Annotated in this window: 24 protein-coding genes and 1 pseudogene; 5 read left to right on the forward strand and 20 right to left on the reverse strand. The window is 48.3% G+C overall.

Annotated elements, in window-relative coordinates:
* Window positions 1-26 precede the first annotated feature (26 nt).
* The gene (locus LJA86_RS07800; protein ID WP_229225954.1) at window positions 27-761 is read right to left on the reverse strand and encodes a YnfC family lipoprotein; all 735 of its coding nucleotides are present in this window, start codon (window positions 759-761) and stop codon (window positions 27-29) included.
* A 133-nt stretch (window positions 762-894) separates the two neighbouring features.
* Between LJA86_RS07800 and LJA86_RS22250 the strand changes: the two are divergent.
* Both LJA86_RS22250 and LJA86_RS07805 read left to right on the forward strand, forming a co-directional pair.
* Window positions 895-984, forward strand: a pseudogene (locus LJA86_RS22250) (hypothetical protein); the annotation flags it as partial.
* 313 nt (window positions 985-1,297) lie between these two features.
* Complete coding sequence (locus tag LJA86_RS07805; protein ID WP_229225955.1) at window positions 1,298-1,972, forward strand: SOS response-associated peptidase; 675 nt, start codon at window positions 1,298-1,300, stop codon at window positions 1,970-1,972.
* A 51-nt stretch (window positions 1,973-2,023) separates the two neighbouring features.
* Here LJA86_RS07805 and cspF read toward each other — a convergent pair whose 3' ends face one another.
* A complete protein-coding gene (gene cspF, locus LJA86_RS07810) occupies window positions 2,024-2,236 on the reverse strand; it encodes a cold shock-like protein CspF (protein ID WP_071787680.1) in 213 nt (70 codons plus the stop codon).
* A gap of 287 nt (window positions 2,237-2,523) precedes the next feature.
* On the opposite strand from cspF, the gene LJA86_RS07815 reads away from it, so the two are divergent.
* Window positions 2,524-2,742 (forward strand): cold shock domain-containing protein, encoded by a 219-nt coding sequence (locus tag LJA86_RS07815; RefSeq protein ID WP_045370991.1) that lies wholly within the window; start codon window positions 2,524-2,526, stop codon window positions 2,740-2,742.
* Window positions 2,743-2,989: 247 nt separating this feature from the next.
* Here the strand turns inward: LJA86_RS07815 and LJA86_RS07820 are convergent, their stop codons facing one another.
* Window positions 2,990-3,154 (reverse strand): YnfU family zinc-binding protein, encoded by a 165-nt coding sequence (locus LJA86_RS07820; protein WP_213758942.1) that lies wholly within the window; start codon window positions 3,152-3,154, stop codon window positions 2,990-2,992.
* 148 nt (window positions 3,155-3,302) lie between these two features.
* Between LJA86_RS07820 and LJA86_RS07825 the strand changes: the two genes are divergently transcribed.
* Both LJA86_RS07825 and LJA86_RS07830 read left to right on the forward strand, forming a co-directional pair.
* Window positions 3,303-3,530 carry a hypothetical protein gene (locus LJA86_RS07825; protein WP_025910815.1) on the forward strand — a complete coding sequence of 76 codons (228 nt, stop codon included), beginning with the start codon at window positions 3,303-3,305 and terminating at the stop codon, window positions 3,528-3,530.
* A gap of 173 nt (window positions 3,531-3,703) precedes the next feature.
* Window positions 3,704-4,042, forward strand: coding sequence for a hypothetical protein (locus tag LJA86_RS07830; RefSeq protein WP_126296580.1), 339 nt, complete (start codon window positions 3,704-3,706; stop codon window positions 4,040-4,042).
* A gap of 376 nt (window positions 4,043-4,418) precedes the next feature.
* Here LJA86_RS07830 and LJA86_RS07835 read toward each other — a convergent pair whose 3' ends face one another.
* The 17 genes from LJA86_RS07835 to LJA86_RS07915 form a co-directional block, all read right to left on the reverse strand.
* Window positions 4,419-5,687: a Y-family DNA polymerase gene (locus LJA86_RS07835; protein ID WP_229225956.1), complete on the reverse strand. Its 1,269-nt coding sequence runs from the start codon at window positions 5,685-5,687 to the stop codon at window positions 4,419-4,421.
* Between the two features lie 2 nt (window positions 5,688-5,689).
* Window positions 5,690-6,109 carry a translesion error-prone DNA polymerase V autoproteolytic subunit gene (locus LJA86_RS07840; RefSeq protein WP_063618883.1) on the reverse strand — a complete coding sequence of 140 codons (420 nt, stop codon included), beginning with the start codon at window positions 6,107-6,109 and terminating at the stop codon, window positions 5,690-5,692.
* 190 nt (window positions 6,110-6,299) lie between these two features.
* A complete protein-coding gene (locus tag LJA86_RS07845) occupies window positions 6,300-7,496 on the reverse strand; it encodes a tail fiber domain-containing protein (protein ID WP_229225957.1) in 1,197 nt (398 codons plus the stop codon).
* 62 nt (window positions 7,497-7,558) lie between these two features.
* Window positions 7,559-7,792: a phage exclusion lipoprotein Cor gene (gene cor / locus LJA86_RS07850; protein WP_119312063.1), complete on the reverse strand. Its 234-nt coding sequence runs from the start codon at window positions 7,790-7,792 to the stop codon at window positions 7,559-7,561.
* Between the two features lie 107 nt (window positions 7,793-7,899).
* On the reverse strand, window positions 7,900-8,571 hold the full coding sequence (locus tag LJA86_RS07855) for a hypothetical protein (protein ID WP_069719125.1): 672 nt from the start codon (window positions 8,569-8,571) through the stop codon (window positions 7,900-7,902).
* Window positions 8,572-8,886: a hypothetical protein gene (locus LJA86_RS07860; RefSeq protein ID WP_229225958.1), complete on the reverse strand. Its 315-nt coding sequence runs from the start codon at window positions 8,884-8,886 to the stop codon at window positions 8,572-8,574. It lies immediately after the preceding gene.
* Between the two features lie 41 nt (window positions 8,887-8,927).
* Window positions 8,928-12,116, reverse strand: coding sequence for a host specificity protein J (locus tag LJA86_RS07865; RefSeq protein ID WP_229225959.1), 3,189 nt, complete (start codon window positions 12,114-12,116; stop codon window positions 8,928-8,930).
* Between the two features lie 53 nt (window positions 12,117-12,169).
* On the reverse strand, window positions 12,170-12,904 hold the full coding sequence (locus LJA86_RS07870) for a YnfC family lipoprotein (protein ID WP_227879205.1): 735 nt from the start codon (window positions 12,902-12,904) through the stop codon (window positions 12,170-12,172).
* A gap of 35 nt (window positions 12,905-12,939) precedes the next feature.
* Window positions 12,940-13,530, reverse strand: coding sequence for a tail assembly protein (locus LJA86_RS07875; RefSeq protein WP_046092069.1), 591 nt, complete (start codon window positions 13,528-13,530; stop codon window positions 12,940-12,942).
* Window positions 13,530-14,252, reverse strand: coding sequence for a C40 family peptidase (locus tag LJA86_RS07880; protein WP_126287784.1), 723 nt, complete (start codon window positions 14,250-14,252; stop codon window positions 13,530-13,532). Before LJA86_RS07880 ends, LJA86_RS07875 begins: the two co-directional genes overlap by 1 nt.
* A gap of 1 nt (window position 14,253) precedes the next feature.
* Window positions 14,254-15,009, reverse strand: a complete 756-nt coding sequence (locus tag LJA86_RS07885) for a phage minor tail protein L (RefSeq protein ID WP_023344272.1) — start codon at window positions 15,007-15,009, stop codon at window positions 14,254-14,256.
* Window positions 15,006-15,353 carry a phage tail protein gene (locus tag LJA86_RS07890; RefSeq protein ID WP_229225960.1) on the reverse strand — a complete coding sequence of 116 codons (348 nt, stop codon included), beginning with the start codon at window positions 15,351-15,353 and terminating at the stop codon, window positions 15,006-15,008. Before LJA86_RS07890 ends, LJA86_RS07885 begins: the two co-directional genes overlap by 4 nt.
* 64 nt (window positions 15,354-15,417) lie before the next feature.
* The gene (locus LJA86_RS07895; RefSeq protein WP_229225961.1) at window positions 15,418-15,774 is read right to left on the reverse strand and encodes a hypothetical protein; all 357 of its coding nucleotides are present in this window, start codon (window positions 15,772-15,774) and stop codon (window positions 15,418-15,420) included.
* A gap of 119 nt (window positions 15,775-15,893) precedes the next feature.
* Window positions 15,894-18,806 (reverse strand): phage tail tape measure protein, encoded by a 2,913-nt coding sequence (locus LJA86_RS07900; RefSeq protein ID WP_229225962.1) that lies wholly within the window; start codon window positions 18,804-18,806, stop codon window positions 15,894-15,896.
* Window positions 18,803-19,117, reverse strand: coding sequence for a DUF1799 domain-containing protein (locus LJA86_RS07905; RefSeq protein WP_229226256.1), 315 nt, complete (start codon window positions 19,115-19,117; stop codon window positions 18,803-18,805). The genes LJA86_RS07900 and LJA86_RS07905 overlap by 4 nt, the downstream gene beginning before the upstream one ends.
* Window positions 19,114-19,425 (reverse strand): phage tail assembly chaperone, encoded by a 312-nt coding sequence (locus LJA86_RS07910; protein ID WP_045336376.1) that lies wholly within the window; start codon window positions 19,423-19,425, stop codon window positions 19,114-19,116. The genes LJA86_RS07905 and LJA86_RS07910 overlap by 4 nt, the downstream gene beginning before the upstream one ends.
* Before the next feature lie 65 nt (window positions 19,426-19,490).
* Complete coding sequence (locus LJA86_RS07915) at window positions 19,491-20,162, reverse strand: phage tail protein (protein WP_229225963.1); 672 nt, start codon at window positions 20,160-20,162, stop codon at window positions 19,491-19,493.
* Window positions 20,163-20,219 lie beyond the last annotated feature (57 nt).

The following is a 20,219-nucleotide window of genomic DNA, read 5'->3' on the forward strand; positions in this document are numbered from 1 at the left end:
AGGTAGCTTATTGGAATCGTTTTAATCTAGTAGAATTCAACTTTCGTATGTGCTGTCATTGAAACTGGTTTCGCTGCCGGATTACCTGCGTTCTGTACTGTGGCATTACATATTTCAGGCACAAGCATTTCGTTATAATGACAAGAACTGGTTGCTGTATACCCCTCCGAGAAAACTGATGAGTTTATTAGTTTATAATCAAGAGGCTTTCTTTTTTTATCAACATAAGATATTTCATTTTTAGACATAACGCTTTCTGAACTATAAAATTCAGAGCGCGTCAAATTATCGTCTTCATCATAAAAATGTTCAGATATTTTTTTGCCTAAAAAATAGGTGTCTTTAATTAATCCATTCGAGTAAAGAGTGTAACGCAACTCGTCATCGTTTTCATTTTTACTCAAAATGTGACATTTTTCATCAAGTTGTATTGAGAAAGGCTTGCCATCTCTATGGCCAATAAGACTTCCATTTGTATATTTTAGAATGGTTTCATGCCCGGAAGAAACATTATCAAGGTTTAAGCTATCAACACAACCATTTTTATTCAGTCTGATGGAGATTTTATAAGTGATTTTTCCATTCTCCTCAACATCAGTATCTAAGGATTTAACAGCCCCCTTAACTGGATTGAAATCAAACATAGTCGATAAGTTATAAAGTAGAGGTATGTAGTGATTTTCTGCAAAAGCCATGCTTGAAAATAAGGAGGAACAAAGGAAAAGAGTAGAAGTTTTTATCATTTTTAAATCTAAGCTCAAGTTACCCTCAAATTAAGTAAGCTCATTACAGCATGCTTACTGCTAATCTTCAATATTGATACTGGCGGAGATGATTGCACCACAACTGCGCCGTTTGCCGTAAAGTCGCTATCGTATCCAAACGTCTGAACGCTACCCTTTATCACGTATCGGCGCCAGATTTCACGCAGCAGTAAAACGTGCTGGCATTCGCCGCCGGAATCCGTACCATACGCGGCATACAATTTTTGCCCCTGCTGGCTCCGAAGGTAGTACTCAATGCAAGAGAATCAAGAGATTAACAAAAAAGAGCAATACAACCTGAATAAGCTACGCTGATTTTGCCAACTCATTGATATCATTTACTTTACCATTGAATTCAATTAGTTATAGCATAATAACTTCTCCCTAAAGCTACCCAGAACTACATTTTTAATGCCCTTTTTTTGTCCCTATTTCGCATTTTTGCCCCTAAATTTGCCCCTAACACTAGCCAGTGCGCCCCCCTTTTTCTCCCTGCCCTATAATTTAAGTCTGACATCTGGCAGGAGGTTTCTATGTGTGGACGTTTTGCACAAGCTCAAACGCGTGAAGAATACTTGGCTTACCTGTCCGATGAAGCTGATCGCGACATCGCATACGACCCTGAACCTATTGGCCGATACAACGTCGCGCCCGGCACCAAAGTGCTGCTGTTGAGCGAACGCGACGAGCAGCTGCATATTGATCCGGTTTTCTGGGGTTATGCGCCTGGATGGTGGGATAAGCCGCCACTGATTAACGCTCGCGTCGAAACCGCGGCCGCAAGCAGAATGTTTAAACCTCTGTGGCAACATGGCCGGGCGATCTGCTTTGCAGATGGATGGTTCGAATGGAAGAAAGAAGGTGACAAGAAACAGCCTTATTTTATCCATCGGGCAGACGGTCAGCCGATTTTTATGGCGGCGATCGGCAGCACACCGTTTGAGCGAGGCGATGAGGCAGAAGGTTTTCTGATAGTAACGTCTGCCGCTGACAAAGGCCTAGTGGATATTCACGACCGCCGGCCCCTGGTCCTATCGCCAGAAGCGGCCCGGGAATGGATGCGCCAGGACGTTGGAGGGAAAGAAGCGGAAGAGATTGTATCTGACGGCTCTGTACCAGCTGAGATGTTTATCTGGCATGCTGTGACCCGTGAAGTAGGAAATGTAAAAAATCAGGGGAGGAAATTGATAGAACAAATAGATATATAATCTGATGTACTTTTGATGTGTACTTTATATTTGGTTCAATATTATCTCACTTTAAGAAAGAAATATATTTGCAGCCATCGGACCACTAAGCCCATTTATACGATAAAATTCAACACGAACGCCAGGTTTTAACGTTTGGCTTTCATTATTTCTTAATGCAGAAATATGTAAAAAAACATCTTTTCTGCCATCTGATGGGATAATCAATCCCTTTCCGCTCTTGAAGTCAAAACTTTTGACAATTCCTGTCATTTTACGAGACAAATATTTTCCTAATGGCAATCCAGATTTGACTATACAGGATTGGTTAATAATAGCTAATCCTATTTTATTGGCCTTCCGGAAGGCTAAAATAAAATTTGCTTAATCATTCAGCACGTGCCTTAATGGTTTGACTGATTCGTTGCGATGATGAATCTAACTTTTCCAAAAGCCGTTCTCATAACCAGGTGTTATCTCTGATACCTCCTCCTCTTGAGTCCATACATATACCAGCATACGTTTCTTATCATGAGCTTGCTTGTCAGTTGAAATGTTCAAACGGAGTTTGTATGTCATCTAAAATCATAGGTCTTGTTAAGTGGTTTAACGAAGATAAGGGGTTTGGTTTTATCTCCCCACTCGATGGAAGTAAAGATGTTGTTGTTCACACTTCTTCCCTGCTGGGAGAAACATTTAATACTCTATTTGAAGGACAAAAAGTCAAATTCGCTATCATAGCTGGAACTAAAGGTCCAATCGCCGCCAATGTAACACTTTGCGATAGATAATTTTTAGATGGTTTACTTAACTTAAGCCAGCATGACTTTATCAGTGGAAGGTGATTGTTCGGTTACGCACATCATTACAACAGGCCAGCATGTTTACTTACCATCAAGTTTGCTGACCGATGTGATGAAATGCAGGACTGCTGCATGAACAGTCTCAAAGCAGAAGCTAACTGCTTATAAAATATTAAAGTGCGTAAGAGGTTAGGCAGCCTCTAAAAGCATCACTTCTTATTTTTTTATTAATTTTTTAGAAGCGCTGGGGAGATTTGAATAAAGCACAGCAGTATGGGCACACCAATTGAGCCCCCTTTTGTACACGATTGTAACTATGTTCGGAATCTTTTGAGCAGTTTGGACAAGGGCATTTTACTAAATAATTTCGGCGGAATTGAGTGTTTTTACGTGCTGACATAGACTTCTCCAGTTCAAATGGACCGTTACAGTACACGTTAAGTCAGTATAATGCTTGTTTTAATTTCGAAAGAGGCAAAAAAAATGAACAAACAGCCCCCTTTCGAACACCTGCAGGGGCTAAAAGCCCTCAAAATACATGGTGATATATGAAAAAAGTAATCATTTTTTTTAATGGTAAGCCAAGTAAAGTTATCACTGTGCTTAAAGGTGTGACATCAATACGCGAAGAATATCCTAATGGAGAAGTGATAAACCTTCAGATAATGTCAGCAGGTTTTCCTTCTTTAACAGGTGACCATGAAGTGGTCTATGTGGCTTCAGATCGAGAGCTTACCTCTCAGGAAATATTAGATGCGGCGCAGAAGTATCTTTGACGCTTGGGATTCAACGCCAACATTCATGAAATCATTATTATAACTACGTTTAATTATTATAGCCTGCTTAACGCAGGCCTTTTTTTACCCCCACATAAACATTTATAATTAAGACTTGTACATCCAACGCCATGGCAATATGACTTTATTGCTGAAGCAACCATAAGGCTTCCATGAAAATCCTACATTACACAGTATTAATAGTTATTGAAGCCCCATTCTCAGATAATAATATCAACCCTCTTATCTTAGGTCTCTTGCATGACCGAAACTATTCAAGTAAGTCAAACCGAGGCGTTAAACTACCATCCCATGCATTCATTGGTTCAGAGGGTCAGGCAGTTTTAGAGTGGGAGTCTGAAAAAGATGGAGCAGAAAAACTAAAAAAAAGACTCTACCAGATGCTGCATGGAATTACACGTTTAGAAGAGTCTCCCACAGCAATTTTTCTAATGATTTGCCCAGAAGATAAAACCTTAACCTTTGTTTCAAGACTTAAAGTAAAAAAATGAACATCGATATTTTAACCTTCACCATCTGAAAATACCGTGACCGTGAAAACTGCGAAAGAAAATCATGAGGCACATCAGTAAATTTTGTATCATTTGCTAAGCATTGCTGTTACATTCGGTTTTATGATGAATCCTCCTCAGCGGCAGGGCTAACTAACCTGATGATTTGTATATCAAGCGGCTCATCGTGAATTTCTGAAGCAGCGAGTCACGAGTGGTTAGCTCAATGACTCACCGGGAGGCACCCGGCATCATATCCATAAGCCCCTGTATAATTGCAGGGGCTTATTTACATTACAAAAGCATAGTAGTAGACATATTACTCTTAATACTCATAGCCGATAATTAGGTTCGAATGAATATACCGTTTAAAGAATCATCTAACTTTTATTAGGTCTGAATACCTCGTAGTATATCGTGGAGATAACATATCCCGTTTCATCTGCCATTGCTGCTGTATGCCCTGCCCGGCAAAATAAAGTGTTCCCTTTCCATCTTTCGCGTTCAGATAATCCAGAACTTCCATCAACCTCTCGCTACCAGCACGCGGCGCGTTCTCGTCGAACAAGTTGAGCTGGGCCACACCATGGCTAAAGAAGTCACCCAGCATAATGCCGGCTTTCTGGTAACGGTGTCCGTCTTTCCAGATTTTGTCCAGGCACTTTACCGCGGCGTTAATGATGTCGCGTGAATCCTGAGTGGGGGTAAGAAGCTTGATGGACGCACTGTTACCATAATACGGCTCGTTAAGCGCAAAGGGAGAGGTTTTCACGAACGCAGAGATAAACCGGCAATACTGGTGCTCACCACGAAGCTTTTCAGCACCACGGGCCGCATAGCTGCAGATGGCCTGACGCATCTGCTCATATTCTGTGACGCGTTCACCAAAAGACCGGCTGCAGACGATTTCCTGCTTAGCTGGTGCAAACTCCTCCAGCTCGAGGCATGGCTCGCCGCGCAGCTCCCTGACCGTTCGCTCGAGTACCACGTTAAAGTGCTTGCGGATAATCCAGGTGCTTTGTTCTGAGAGGTCCAAAGCCGTTTTGATGCCCATGGCGTTAAGCTTCTTACTGATGCGCCTGCCGACGCCCCAGACGTCCTCCACCGGAACCAGAGCAAGCAGTCGGCGCTGGCGATCGAGATTGGACAGGTCCACTACCCCGCCTGTTTGCCGCTGCCATTTCTTTGCAGCGTGGTTTGCCAGCTTAGCGAGTGTTTTTGTCTGCGCAATGCCAACCCCGACAGTCAGGTGCGTACGCTTCAGAACTGTAGCGCGGATTTCTTTGCCGAAGTCAGTCAGGTCCCGGCAGTTCCTGACACCCGCCAGGTCACAAAAAGCTTCATCGATACTGTAAATTTCAACGCGGGGGCTCATTTCTTCAAGCGTTGTCATTACCCGGTTAGACATATCAGCATACAGCTCATAGTTGCTGCTGAAGCAAACAACGCCAGCCCGCCGGAAAAGCTCTTTTTGCTTGAAGAACGGCTCTCCCATAGTAATTCCAGCGGCTTTAGCCTCGGCGCTGCGTGCTATTACACAGCCGTCATTGTTCGAGAGAACGACAACCGGGCGCCCTCTCAGATCAGGTCTGAATACGGTCTCGCATGATGCGTAGAACGAATTCACATCACAGAGCGCAAACATACTCAGCTCGCCGATTTGACGATAAAAGTAACAACGCCGAAAACGTCCAGCGTATCTTCGCTGCCTACAACAATCGGACTGTAGGCGCTATTCATTGGGATGAGTTGGACTGTCGGGCGTAGCTGCAGGCGTTTAACAGTAAATTCCCCTTCCACCGCGGCGATGACAATGTCACCGTGCTCAGCTGTACGCGAACTATCGACCACCAGCAGATCGCCGTCGCTGATCCCGGCTTCGATCATAGAATCACCCGCGGCTTTGACGAAATATGTGGAGCTCGGGTGAGCGACAAGTAACTCATTGAGATCGATGCGCTGTTCCACGTAATCTGCCGCGGGGCTTGGAAAACCACACTGTACTAAGTCACTGTAAAGCGGAAGAGCGATAATTTCTCGCAGTTCTGTTGGCCTGATGAATTCCATTGCACACACCTCGAATACTGTTTTTATATACAGTAGTTTTATTTGTAAGTGTCCGCAAGATAGAGACCCTACCGTCTCTGCTGAAAGCTTCGCCGCTTCGCTTCTAAGCTTTTCTCACGCTTCGAATTATGAATTTTGTAAATTTTTAGATAGCCGTTCTTTGTGAGCAGATTTTGGACGCCAGAACATATTAAGCTGTTCCGAGTTGGCGCTGCAGATTTTCGATTTTCTCCATCAACGCAAGGATAGCTTCATGATGGAGAGCCGCAGCCACATCACCAGGTGATAGCGCCAATGGCTGCTCTATCACTCGGCCATCTACTGTCAAAGAACCCTCCTGGGCATGTGATACAGCTTCTGGGAATATCTCCTGCACCTCCTGGGCCACAAAACCAATCCCAAAAGAGCCTTTCATCTGGTCATCTTTCCGCACCCAGGTATAGCCGCGTACTTTTTTCATTTTTCCCAGCGGGTCGTCAATCGGGTTGAGGTCATCTTTAATCCGGCGATCTGAGTTATTTACCCATGACGCTGCAGCATAAGCATTTCCGCTGGAATGGTCGAAGTACCAATCTTTAAATGTCGAAGAATCCCATACGCGAAGGAATCCATAGCGGGTATTACCAGCCATCTGAGTAAACATGTGAAACTGTGAAAGAGCAGCACCGCCAGAGTTTTGAAGAACGGACTCAAGCTCACCGCCTGATGCAGGGTTGGAATCAGAAGTTCTTTTAGCAATCACCGCCCCTTTGATTGACCCTCCCGTTTTACCTTCAAGAGTGCTGAGTCGATCGTCATCCCCGGCGGCAACCGTTCCCGCCGCGGTTCCGACGTTCCTCGTGGAACTGTCTCCCAAACCGAGGTTTGTGCGAGCGCCTGACGCGGTTGTCGAACCGGTGCCACCCTGAGCTACAGAAAGCGCTGTAGTGAGTCCATTGAGCGAGGTAATGTCATTGTTTGCACCTTTTGCCGCCTTACCTGCGAGAGAAGTGGTAATGCTATTCCAGGCAGGTCCCGTCCATGTTGTTCCATCAGGCAGAGTTATCGTTATATTGCCGTTTCCAGAAAAAATGCTTTGCCAGTTCTGTTTGTCGTAATTCAGTCCACGCAGTGCTTCAGCACTTTGCGCCACCAGCGCGGCAGTGACCATGTTCAGCGCCACACGGGGAACAGTTGACCATGCTGCGCCGGATTGCGTTGGCCCGGTAAAGTTGCTGACCAGCGTAAGTTGCGCATTACTCTCAACCGATTTTACGGGCAATGTATACGGTACACCGCCCACAGTAGAGACAATAAAGTCACCTGCGGCGAGTTCTGTTGCGAATGAGGTTCCGGAACCGCCAACAATAGCGGACCCGTTTGTCAGGGTGATAGTTCCTGCAGACATATGCGCTCCTTTCGGGCAATAAAAAACCCCGCCGGGGCGAGGTTTATTCAAAAATGCTTGAGTTACTGGCACGTGGTACTACTGAAAGTGTTTGCGCTAACCCATGACCAGTTAAATGGATAACCGGCGCGGTACTGGGTCTGGTTACTTTGCTTACGCACGCCGTAAATCTGGACGATGTTTTCCTGTCCGCCGATTAGGGCCGTTCCGGTACATATGGGTTGCTGCTTCTGAAGCACGCCAGCGCAACCGGAGAGCAATACAGCCACCGCCAGGCAAAGAATCATGTTTTTCATAGTGGTTATATCCCAGGGTATTCAAGAGATTAAACAATAACAAGATGAATCAAAGGGATATAATTGATTTTGTAGATCAATTTCATAAGATTGATCGCTGAAAACGATCAATCGTAGTTGGCGCAGTTGATGGCCATTATCACGTTTCTCAGATTTGAATACGCGACGTTCTGAAGGTTTCCGCTGGGCGTTGTTTGTGGTCTGGCGAATATTCGCGTATTGCCTCCCTCAAGTTTTGCCATACTCTTGTAAATCGCCGAGTAGGGCTGCGGCTGGCCGCCGGCCGATATAACTCCAGTAATTAGACCCAGCATGGCAGGCATACAGGCCCATTTCCCCGCCAGCGTGGTATTGATGTTATAACCTGAACTTGCATCTACCCCGGCAGTACCGAGGGTTACCACATCACTGAGTGTGCGCGTTTCGTTTGTCAAAATAAGCGTCCCTGACGCATCCCAGACGGCCAGCCCGTAGTCAGGCTTTGTCTGTGGGAAAATAGAGAAAAAATAAACGTACGCTGTGCCGGTTGCATTTGGTCTGAGGAAATCAACCATGATAGTGTTCCCGCTTATCGTCTGGGTGATTTCCGCCTCAACCGTGCAATGAACGAAGGCGGCAACGGGCTGCCCTGAGGGAAATGTGTGCGTCACTTTGGTATTGAAACCCGATGTCCCCTGTAGTTCTGCTGTCTTCCGTGCCTGCAACGAAATAGGCGAACTGTTAGCGGTGACCCATACTTCTCCGGCCGTAGTCGTCAGTAAAACGCCATACTGCGCCATTTATGCCCTCTCTATCTGGAAAATGAGATACGCCGCAGCCGCAGGCTCAGTCCCTGCGGAGTAGTCGGTATCGCCTACTGCCGATACCGTTGCGGTGCCACCTGAAATAGTGATCTTCCTCCGGCTCGTTCCCCACTGATCACCGTTCATGATCTGAAAATAAGTCAGCTTACACCCCGGTGGAAGCACGACTGAGTAAAAGCCTGTTTTCTGGTTCTGAGCCAATTGAAGATATCCACTTACACTGACTGGCTTAATCCCATAGTTGTTCACCCTGCCTGAGGCGTCCCAGGTTTCAACACCGTACTGAGCCATAGCTGTTCATCCTAAAAAGGGCCCCACCTGAGGCCCAATGTTTACCATGTTCCCGTGATTCTCCCGATCTGCACCCTCAACACATTGTTGGCGTCACGCACACTGATTGTCTGGTTTGTCTGTTTCATGGCTCCCTCTCCAGCTGTCGAACCGTAGTTCTCGAATGTTCCTGATTTATCCAGCCTCCATCCGACAGACCCAACAACGTAGTTATTGGACTGGATGAAGTCGCCGATTTTGGCATTGGTGATCGTGCCATCCTGAATAAATGCGGAGCTCATAAAGACTTGACCATTGATGACAGCGAACGGAGAGTACTGGGTATCACCGCTGCCGCTCATCAGTACAAACTGGTTAGCGTTGAAACCAACTCGGGTGACTACCGGCTTCCCCGCCTCTGCAAGCACTGCAATAGACATCCCGGCGTTGTACATCACCCCGTTTATTCTCACACCTGTTTTGAGGGTGTAGATTGCCGAAGCACCGGAGGCATCTACGACGGCTGTAAGCTTGTCTTCCAGGGAAGCGGTGACGTCCTCTATCTGCGCCTGTACCTGCGTCGAAAGTTCGGCCATTGCCTTATCAACTTCAGCAATCGTCGTTTTAACAACCAGAATATCGGCGCGCACTTCCCCGTATTGTGCCCACTGGTGCTCAACTGTTCCGTGGTTCGCCAGGGCGTTTTGTAGTATTCCCTCAATGTTTGTATCTATGTCACCAGTGAGGCGATCCCCATCAGAAGAGGTAAGAAAATCGTTAGCGATATCACCCAGATAATCATCGGCGTTATCGTTAGACATCCCCCGGATCCAGTCGGTATACCCGGACTCGTTACCCGTTCTGTCGACAAGCTGTGCGCGGTACCAGAATTCCTGCCCTGCTTTAAGGCCGAGCTGGGTGTATTCCGCAGATGGATAAGGCACGTCTGAGAGCAAAAATGGATCTGAAAAGTCACTGTTTGCTGTGTACTGAATTTCCGTTTTTAGCGTATCGCCGGTGTTTGCCGGGAAACCCCAGTTAAGACGAATCCCCCAGTTAATGCCCGTGGCTGTGAATCCTACTGGCTTAGGTGGATTGCCAACTTTGCCGGTCAACGTCTTCTCTTCTGAATATCCCCATCCTGAGGAAATTTCAGCGGCATTGATTGCACGCACGCGCACCAGGTAGCGCCCGGCATAAATCCCCGGGACGTCGAATGATGTGGTGGAGCTGCGCGGCACGTTAACCCAGTTCCCGTCGTTGCGGCGCCATTGCGCCTCATAGGCGATAGCATTTTGAGCCTGGTCCCAGCTCACGCGCATGGTTTCGACGCTGATATTCTGCTGCACCACGGAAAACGAATTGATCGCGATGTTGCCTGGTGGCGACTGGTTACCAGGAGGAATGACACTCACCGGCCGCTGATCTATAACGGCACCTGTATCGATACGGGCATATTTATCCGGATCGTGATTTGCCCCCGTGATGGTATATGTCCCGTCATTGTTATCGGTGACACTAACCACCCTGTACTGCTGCGCATAGAGTTCATCACTTTCAATAACCCATACAGCCTCGGCCTGTGGAAGCTCGCTAAAAGCGGTGGTCACGGTGACCATTTCACCTGACAGGGACTGAATCGTTCGGGATTGGGTGATACCCGACGGCAGGTTTACCATTATCCTGTCACCGGCCTTAGCACTTGGTACCCGGTCAAGTTTGAGTACACGACCATTAACCGCGGATAATCGACCGCCTAAATCTCTCCCTGAAAGATTTCGGTCAGAAACAGCAATTATGTAGCCCGGCTGAGGAATATTGCCGTCCAAGCCAACGTCAAACGTTACAACCCTGTCTTTATTGTTGGTCAGGATCCCCCAGCGCCCTTTTCTGTTAGCCTCAGACTGCCGGGTGCAACCGATGGCGGTGATCTCAAGCTGGTTGAAACCATAGCGCGCCACCAACTCCTGTTCGAAGACTGGCTCCATTGCATCAGCATACCCATTTGCCGGATCAGACCAGGAAACAAGAGCGTTTGTGTAGCGACTTTTGGTTGTGCTGCTGGAATATACAAATTTGCCGTCGACTACGTTAGCGTGCGTGTAGGTAAAATCAACATCTCTGGGCATGTCTGCAAGGGCAACAATCTGGTCGTCTCCCCAGTAGGTCATGCCTCGAAAAATGGCGGCAAAGTCACGCAGGACGGTGTAAGCGTCATTTCGATCCTGAATGTATACGTTGCAGGTGTAACGAGGTTCAGTTCCGCTACCACCCTTACCATCCGGTACCGGTTGATCACAATATTGAGCGACCTGATAAAGCGTCCATTTGTCGATATTGGCTGCCGTTAGCCGATTACCAAGGCCGAAGCGGTCAGTGACCACCAGATCGTAAAATATCCACGCAGGGTTATCCGTCCATGCCCACTTAAAAGCGCCCGTCCAGGTACCGCTGTACGTTCGTGTTTCGGGGTCATAGTTATCGGGCACACGAATAACACGCCCGCTGGGCTCGCAGGAAATTTGCGGAATTGAACCATTGAACTGGCTCGAGTCAAATTCAATGTACAGAAGCGCGGTATTCGGATAACGCAGTTTCGCGTCGATTACTTCCGTATAGCTTTGCAGCGTCATCGTGTCGCCAATCTTCGCGCTATTGGCATCGGCTGTAATCTTGCGCAGCCTGATGGTCCAGGTGCTGCCCGCCTGAGGTAAATCAATACGGTGGCTGCGTTCATAACCAGAGGTGGTTTTCCCGGTCACGCTGGTATTTAGCACCGTCAGCCAGGTGCCACCATCTGTCTGCAGGTCAATTGCGTAGTTGACCGAATAGCCAACCAGATCGCCATCGTCCTCCTGTTTGAAGAGAGAAGGCCATTTTAGACGCAGGCGAACAGCTGAAAGCTGCGTATTGGTGAACGTGCGCGTCCATGCAGTGGTGCTGGAAACTTCGGTACCCACGTTAATTTCGTTTTCAGTACCCGGGATCCCTTGAATGTATTTTTGCGCCTGAGTTCCAGAACGAAACTCCCACGCCACACCGCTGAAGTTCTGCGAACCATCTGCGTTTTCAAGTGCAGTGCCATCGAGATAAATATCGCGCGCAGTAAGGCCACCAGCAAGTTCACCCTCTCCCAGCGCGAGAAGGATTTTTGCCTTGGCTACTGACTGCAGATCGTCTGGCTGTTCTGTAGGAGTTCTTAAGCTTGAACTGCCGCCCTTGCGGCCTTTAATAGCGGTTGCTATAGCCATATTGCGCCCATAAAAAAAGCCACCCGGAGGTGGCTTATTGAAATGTGTTTAATCTAGTAGAATTCAACTTTCGTATTCGCTGTCATTAGTACTGGCTTCGGCACAGGATTCCCTGCGCTCTGCATTGTTACTTTACATATTTCTGGAACAAGCTTTTCGCTATAATGACAAGTATTCGTTGCTGTATAACCTTCCGAGTAAACTGATGTGTTTATAATTTTATAATCAAGAGGCTTCCTGTCTTTATCAACATAAGATATTTCGTTTTTAGAGAGGACCTTACCAGAACCATAAAACTCAGAACGTATCAAATTAGAATTATCATCATAAAAATGCTCAGATATTTTCTTACCCAAATAATAGGTGTCTTTAATTAAGCCATTCGAGTAAAGACTATATCGCAACTCGTCACCATTTTCATTTTGAGTCAAAATATTACATTTTTCATCGAGCTGTATAGAAAAAGGCTTACCATCTCTTTGGCCAACAAGACTTCCATTACTATTTTTTAGATTTGTTTCATGACCAGACGAAACGTTATCAAGATCTAAGCTTTCGACACAACCATTCTTAGCTAGTCTGATGGAGATTTTATAAGTGACCTTACCATTTTCTTCAAGATTAGTATCTAATGATTTGACAGCTCCTTTAACTGGATTGAAATCAAAAATAGTAGATAAATTATAGAGGAGAGGTATGTAATGGTTATCAGCTAAAGCCATGCCTGAAAATAAGGAAGTACAAAGGAAAAGAGTAGATATTTTTTTCATTTTTGAATCTAAGCTCAAGTTACCCCATATTAAGTAAGCCCATTACAGCATGCTTACTGCTGATCTTCAACATAGATACCGGCGGAGATGATCGCGCCACCTATACGGCGCCGTCCGTACAAGAGCGGTACCGGATTGCCCTGAGCTGTCGTATTTGTTACTCCACCAAAGGCATAACTAGCCTTGTTGTCTGCCGATTGCTTGCTGGCAAGTCCGGTTGTCTGTGGAGAAAGCATTTGAACGACACCGCCAAGGGCCATCGCAGCGCCAAATTGCATTAGAGGAACGCCGACAGCACCACCGCCAAAGTATGACGCCACAGCACCAACTGCGACCAAAGCCACGCCTAAGATGGTCTGGAATACTCCACCACGTTTACTCCCGAGGATAACCGGAGCAATACGGATATCAGCACTACTCTGATCCATAGAGAGTTCGTCATCGTTCAGGTTACGCTTTCCACTGAATACAGCGTAAGTAAGCCCACGCTGCTTGCTGGTATTCAAAAACCGCTCGAAGCCTGGCACGATAACGCACAATGCGCGGATGGCTTCTTTTGGTGAAGCTACCGAAAGTTGGAATTCGCGGCCAAACGTAGTACCCAAAACACCATATAGGCGAACAGTACGGACGGATTCGCACATTATCCCTCCTGCATGATTAGGCTTTTATGCCTGACAATTTTCATGGTTCTCTCCATCCAGTAACCTCCATATGGCACACGTTGACTGAGGTGACCATAAAGATGGTGGAGAAGCATGTTCCCCTCCAGCAAGATCCCTGAATGGTTCCACTTATTCGATTCCACCTGCATGATGATCAAATCGCCCGGCATTGGTGATCCACTAAATTCGCGGAAACCACATTCGTACCAGCAATCCTGATAGAAATTTTCCGGATACTCCTTTTCCCACCAGTGGTAATCCACCCGATAATCGTTCAAGTCAACGCCGTGTTCCTGCCTGAAATAGCTCATCACCAGCCCCCAACAGTCGTAGTGTCCGAGCACAAACGGGCGCCCGAGTAGAGGCAATTCGCCGCGGGGAGTAATGGTACGAAAGTCTCCTTCCGGCCAACTGACAATATGCCAGGGCAGCAACGTTGCATCGCATTGAGCCTTGTCCAGTTCGCTTGGTTGGGTTGTCGCATCAGGGTGACTATGTACGATTCCCGTTATCGTCCCCCAGTCTTCAGCAGCAGCGTAGTCCTCTGGCGAAAGGTGAAACTGTTCCGTTGCTTCGACAGCCAGATTACGGCATGGGAAATAGCGTTCCACCCGGCTTTTCTGCGCTATCACGCCGCAGCATTCGTGGGGATAGTCTTTCGCTGCATGCGCCAGGATGTCCTGAATTGTTTTCTGACGCATGTTAACTCCTGATCAAAGATGTTCCCGGAAAACCACCGAAAGAAAGTTCATTGTGTTCACCAAACCGAAGCTTGCAGGCGGTGAGCGTGCCGTTACATTCATCCAATGAGGGATCGCTTACCGGATTGTTGTTTTTGTCGAAGTAAAGCGTGCCCGTATAATCGCACCCATCGCCGGTGCGATACTTATTCCGGATGCACCAGGTACACAGGGAATGAAGCTGGCGCGTCGGGATCATCAACCCCTGCAGATCCATCGGGCTGGTAAGAACAAACTCGATACTTTCACCGGGAAGCTCGCTATTTTTACCGTCGATATAGAAAACCCGCTTTCTCACCTGCAAGGGATCTGCTGTTGGATTTCCATCAGGGAAATTGCGCTCATCCAGGTAATGCGCAAAAGTGTCATGAATCGTAACTTTGGCCTGCAGCATATCGTCATAGGCCAGACAGAGCGCAGTGATAGAGCTGTCAATGTTGGCAACGGTGAGCGTCGGCTGGGCGCTGCTGCCATCGGTTGAAGCTTCCAGTCCCTCGAGCTTATATGGCCAGGCACCATACTCTTCGCCCTGCCACCAGATACTCTTCGCCTTTAACTTTGATTCGTCGCCACCAGCAGCCGCAATCTCTTCTTCAGTATGCGGGAGGTTATAAGCGTGAAAGCGCAGAACGTCGTCCAGACCAAACGCAGAACCGTCTACCTCAAGAAGACGTATTTTCTCACCCGGTTCGAGGCGTTGATAATCTTCAGTAATCATGGTGCGTATGCCTGTTTGAAGGTTGCTTTTAAGGTCATCACTTTGCTGGATAGCGGCTGGGCTTTAATGGAATCAGCTTCAATCCGGTACAAACCGGTTTCGCCAACAGGAGACGTCCAGATAAAGGATTTTGTGATGTGCTTGCGGCAAAAACTCAGCGCATCGAGCATCTCTGCCTTTTTTCCCGTTAAGGTCATCGGCCATGACTGTTTTTCAGGGTTGATGCCTTCACCGGCGATCTGTTCGAATCCGTCTCCAAAGGATGCGGAGCGTGTTGCGTAAGTGAACTCCCCTTCCATTCCCGCCTGAATCTGGGTTCGCCAGGTAAATGTTTCGATCGCCAACTTTCCTCCGGGTATAAAAAAACCCAGCGAAGGCTGGGTTAATCACGTGAAAACCTATTTATTATTAAAACGATTCCACAGTCGAAATTCGGTAGACATAAGGCCCACGTTGCGATCCGTTCTCGTCAATTTCGTTGTATGTAATGATGCCGTCAACATTTAGAGGTACATCCAAAACATCAATTGTGGCAATGTTCTTTTGGATTGTTGACCCCCAATCAAGAAGGGCTAAACCTTTCCCAAATTCTTCCATTACAAATGGGTATCGTTCGACTCCCCATGTCTCGTAGTTTTCTACAACGCCAAAACCGAAGGAAGCATCGTCATAATTGAGTTTGTTGTCATTCAGAACTGGAGAAACGAATGAAATACTCGATTTTTCATCCCCTACCCACAGAGCCGTCACCTTAACTGAAGCCATTTCTTGTCCCTTAACCCATTAATTTCAGTGACATAATCATACCATTCACAATGCCCGGATGGTGGTTATTTATGACACGATTACCAAAAAGGGATATAACAAATAACGGTCACTATTAATCATCTCGATTTCGTCGCATTCCAGATAAGACCTCCTGGCTGAAGTTGTTTGGCAATCCCTGCACGAACAGACTGATCGATGGTCTGTTTGTAAGCCCGAGAAATATCATCATTGTTGCCGTAAGTCTGCTGCTGAGAGTTCTGGCTTTGAACTACCACAGACGTTTGAACTGTTACGCCACCAGCTGCATGCGAATGCAGCCCATGCATTGGGGCAGTACCAACATAACCGCCGTTTGCATAGCCCTGAGCTCCACGCATAAGCGCATAGAGATTGCCGATCCCCAGTGCACGAGTCGCTTCCTTCGTAAACACAAACTCACCGCCATGAACTACGCCTTTCGGTTGGTATTTACCGCCATCGCCGGTGTAACCGCCGCCATCAAAACCGGGAACCACACCACCGCCTGAAAAACCAAAGAACGCGCCGATACCTGTGCCACCAAACGCTGACTTCATTCCATTAACCAAAGCCAGTTGTGTCAGCATCTGGGCGATGCCCTTGAGGAAGGTAGACAGGAAATCTGAGAAGTTAGATTTACCGGTCGTGAAGAAATCAGTCAGGGTGCTGGCCATCCCGGTGAAAGCATTGCTGGTAATCGTCTGAACCTGCGAGTAAACATTGGTCGCACTGTCCTCAAGTTCAGCCCAGCCCTTTTTCGCGCCGGTCAGCCAGTCGCCACGTAACCTGTCCTCTGCCTCATAGTAATCATTCGCCGCTTTAAGCTGTTTCTGATAGCCCTCGTCGTCAAGCGTACCGCCGGAGTTGATCCAGCCAGAAGATAGTTGGCTCTTTGCCAGTTCACGTTGTGCCTGACGGTCACTCATCCCGGCACCGTTCACTAATGCAGCCTGCTTTTCTGCCATCTGCGTGACGTATTTCTGCGAGGTATCCATTCGCTTGTTCAGCTGTTCCTGTGCGGTAATCTGATCACCCAACAGGGCTTTCTGCCGTGCCAACTGAAGCACCTGGTCTTTACTCGCCAGCAGGGATTGCTCCTGCTTTGTCAGTGAACGTGAACGCGAGGCCTCCTCCAGCACCTGAAATTTCGCTTCAGTCGTCCACAGTTCTTTGCGCTGCTGGCTGATAGTGTCGTTCAGCCCTTTATGCTGCTGCAGCGCGCGTAGCTGTGCCTGAAGCGCCAGTAGCTCGGCCTGGGCAGCATCCGTACTGCGATCGCCAGCCGATAAAGTGCCCTGCTTTCCGGTTTTCGTTTTTTTGCCAAAAGCAGCAACCTCTTCCCGATCCTTCTGGGTGGTTGCAGTACTTATCTTTCTGGTCGTATCGAGGTACTTACCTGCACTGATATCAGCCGAATCCCAGTCTTTTTTCAGCTGAGAGACGCTGTCGCCATAAGCGCCGGCCATTTGTTCGTTATATTCCTGCCATCCCTGCAGAGTATCTGTTTTCGCCCAGTCGGGAACGAGGTTAATCGCTGCAGCGATAGAGGAAGAAATGGTCTGGTTCAGCTTCTGGAAAACGATCGCAACGCTGTAATAAATTGCGTTGAATTCCTTCAGAGTGTTTGATGCCAGCTCAGCTACCCACTGACCGATACTCTGCATGGCCTCAGACGCCCAGCCCTTGATATCCAGCCACAGGCGGCCAAACGGCGTCAGCGAGTCGTAAGCCTGTTCTCCACGTTTTGCCATCGTATCGCCAAACAGGTCCATAGCCTGCGTAACGGCCCCGGTCTGGTCCTTTTGCTTAACCAGATCGTCAACATGCTTAAGTTGTGAAACTGTCAGGAAATTATATTGTTCGTTGAGACTCTGCAGCGCTTTAACAGGGTCTTTTTCGATGTCCTTATAGGCTTTGGTGATGTCATGCGCCGAGACTATACCGGTCAGAACCGCCAGCGCCGTGGAGCCCGCTGCTTTTTCAAGTTGCTGCTGTGTCAGCGATCCCATGCCAACCAGCTCAGTCATCAAACTCTGAACGGTTCCTACAGTCGCGCCAGTAGAGGCAGCTATAGACTGGGAGGAAGCCATAACCTGGAGCGCTGACGTGCCTGCAATGTTGCCTGTCCTGATAATGGCCTTGTTAATTTCGTCGTAGGCGGTGAAGTAGTCCGCTCCCGCTTTTGCAGCAATCAGAACAGCACCGGCCAGGCCACCAATAGCCACTCGGGCAGGAGTCACCATCGACAACATCGCTTTCAGAGCATTGCCTACACCGCCAAACGAATCGCGCAGCTGGCCGCCCTGCTGAATGGCTACCATATAAACCGGCATGCCGGACGCCAATGAAGTTACGATGTCGGTCATTTGCATTGGTAGATAACGCATCGCGTTGCGGTATTGCCCCGCGCTGATCGCTCCTGACTTCCACGCTTCCTCCTGCACTTTCAGTCGGGCGATCATCGGTGCAGCACGATCTGACACGCCAAGTTGGGCTGCTTTTAGCTCTAACAGTTCTGCGCGCGTTTTTCCGATTGCTGTGACCTGCTCCTCCAGCGAATCGATAAAGGTTTTGCCCGCAGCAGCTGCACGCTGCGCTGCCTGAGCCTGTTCAATGCGAGCCCGCCCCTCTGCGGTCTCCGACTCCATGACCTGCGCCAGTTTAACTCGGGTCGTCTCAAGCACGCTGTTGTAGCGAGTAAAGTCTTCATCCCCTACCAGCCCTTTACCACGAAACTTCGCCAGGCTCTCCTGGATCGTGTCCAGTTCATCCAGCGCCTTGTTTACCGGGCTAATTTTATTCAGCAGGTTCTGCAGTTCCTGACGCTGCTGCTTCAGGCTTTCGCTGTTCTTCTTCTGGTTATCGATGCCGGTGCGGAACGTACTGTTCAGGTCATCCGCTTTACCTGCAGCGGTGGTCGCGGTCTCCTGAAAGCGATCCAGTGCCTGGTTACCACGCTCCAGCTCAGTGGTATTTACGCGCAGGGAAATCGTGGCGATGTCGTTACTCATTCCGCCCTCTCTTTATGCATAACTTTTAGTGCGGCGCTCTCCATGATTCGGATGTCCGAAAGCGCGGTTGCCTCGTCGTCGACGTGGTGCAGGCGCATCACCCAGGGCAGCACATTGTAATCAAGCCCTGATGCGCCTCCCATGCCCGTGCGCCACTGCGTGCTGACAGCCTGAAACACCAGGAATGAAGTCCATACATCTGGCCAGACGTCGATGTATTGATCGTCGTAGTCATCCGGGGAAAGGCCATAGGGCGCCAGGTCTGCCGCTGTGGGTTCAGGCGTATAGAATGCAGAGGCAACCGCTATCAGTTTTTTTCGCGCTGCCCCATCAGTTCGCGATAGTAGGTTTCAGGGATAGCCTTCATTGCAGCCGGATAGTTATCCAGCAGCACCGACAGATTTTCCGCGTTGAATGCATCGGGAAGTGCCCAGCCAGAAATGATTTCCATCAGAAAATCAGTGGCAGTTTTGCCTTCGAGTTTTTCCAGGTCAGCCAGTTCTTTAAGTGGTTTGTGATTAAACGTGAACGTCAGCACGCCATCCTCATCGCCGGCTCGGGGGATTGAGACATTGGCCTTAAATGTTGGTTTGGGCTGAAGAGTGAATTTGGTCGCCATCGATACCTCTTAACGAAAAAAAGCCTCCGTTATGGGAGGCTTGGAATAGTGAAAGCTCTGACGGGTCAGGCGGCAGCGTCAGTCACCTTGTAGAACGTCATCGCCGGTGACTGCAGGTTCAGCACAACACTTACTGTCTCTACCTCGTTAACCGCAGTAGTTGGCGTATCGTCAAAGGACGCCGTGGCCGCCCAGTAACGGTTTTCCTTCGCCTTCGGCACGTACATGTAAGCCGCAACCGTCTCTTCGTCTTCGTCCAGTTGGCGCAGCAACGGATATACCGGGAGAGTTGAGTCATGCGCGATCGAGTAGGTCTGGGAGACTGCGGATTTATAGGTATTCAGGTTGCGCTGGCGATCATCGCTGAGGAACTGAATCTGTGTGGTGTTCTGATCGCCACCAGATTTCGACACCTCAGTTATTTGCGGCAGCTCGGTCCATTCAAGCACCTTACGGATCGAACCGGTACCGCCACCAGCGGCATATTTGTTTTTGTTGGTGGTATTGATGTTGCGAAGAGTTACGGCGTTTTCTGCAATCGCATCAATTTTTGCAATGACGTTATCAACACCGGACCAGTTGCAGTTCACATGAACAATATCACCCACCTTGAGTGCGTCCGCTTCACTCACGGTGATCACCATATTTTCGGCGTTCGTCGCCCCGGTGAAAGTAATGGCTGGGCCATAACCCGATGCCAGATAGACGTGAGCGCCGTTAGGCAATGCAAAGCCCATATTGGTTACTCCTTTAGAAACGGGAAAGTCGGCTCAAGGCCGGTAAGTTGTGGAACA

Source organism: Enterobacter sp. TCD1-1 (genome assembly GCF_020567405.1).
Lineage (GTDB): Bacteria > Pseudomonadota > Gammaproteobacteria > Enterobacterales > Enterobacteriaceae > Enterobacter > Enterobacter quasiroggenkampii.